1 protein-coding gene is annotated in these 1088 nt (G+C 58.0%); it reads left to right on the forward strand.

The features are described from left to right. A protein-coding gene (locus ACFPAH_RS23045) for an IS3 family transposase (RefSeq protein WP_379750010.1) occupies nt 1–1088 on the forward strand; the annotation gives its coding sequence in 2 pieces (ribosomal slippage) (nt 1–237 and nt 237–1088; 1089 coding nt annotated over the 2 pieces). This gene is flagged as partial in the annotation.

Here is a 1088-nt window from a genome sequence, read left to right on the forward strand (position 1 = left end):
AGCGGTACACAGAGGAATTCAAGATTGCAGCGGTCAAGCAGGTGGCGCAGGGCGGTCACCCAGCAAGCGAAGTAGCGGCCCGGCTTGGGGTAAGCATTCATAGCCTGTACGCCTGGACGAAGCGCTACGGTGTGCCTGAGGCAGAGCGCAAGGCTGTCGATGCCCAGTCCGAGGAGATGCGGCGCCTGAAGGCCGAGCTCAAGCGCGTCACGGAGGAGCGTGACATATTGAAAAAGGCCGCGGTGTACTTTGCCAAGACGTCCGGGTAAGGTACACCTTAATTGTTGAGTTGCAGGACCAATTTCCGGTGCGCCGGCTGTGCAAAGTGCTCGAGGTGCATCCGAGTGGCTTCTATGCGTGGCGCCTGAACCCTGAAAGCAAGCGCGCCAGGGAAGACAAGCGCCTTCTGGTTCCCATCAAGGAATCGTGGCTGGAAAGCGGCAGCGTGTACGGTTACCGCAAGGTCAGCGACGATCTGCGCGCGCTCGGAGAACAATGCGGCATCAATCGCGTCCACCGTCTGATGAGGTCGGCCGGGATTCGTTCGCAAACCGGCTACGCCAAGCGCAAATACAAGCGCGGCGGCGCGCCTTCGCTAGTAGCGCCCAACCATCTTCAGCGCCAGTTTGACGTGCAGGAACCGAATCGGGTCTGGGTAACAGATATCACGTACATCCGCACTTATGAAGGCTGGCTTTATCTGGCCGTGGTGCTTGATCTGTTTTCGCGCCAGGTAATTGGCTGGTCGATGAGTTCACGCATCGATCGCGAGCTGGCGATGAATGCGCTCTTGATGGCGGTCTGGAGGCGGCAGCCCAAGAATACGGTGATGGTGCATTCCGATCAGGGCAGTCAGTTCAGCAGCTATGACTGGCGCGACTTCCTGGACCAGCACAATCTGCAGCAAAGCATGAGCCGACGAGGGAACTGCCATGACAACGCCGTCGCCGAGAGCTTCTTCCAGCTCTTAAAAAGGGAACGAATCCGACGCAAGACCTACGGCACCCGGGAAGAGGCAAAGCAGGATGTCTTCGATTACATCGAGATGTTTTACAATCCAAAGCGCCGGCACAGCTTCAGCAATGACT

It is taken from the genome of Massilia sp. GCM10023247 (assembly GCF_042653325.1).
Taxonomy (GTDB): domain Bacteria; phylum Pseudomonadota; class Gammaproteobacteria; order Burkholderiales; family Burkholderiaceae_D; genus Telluria.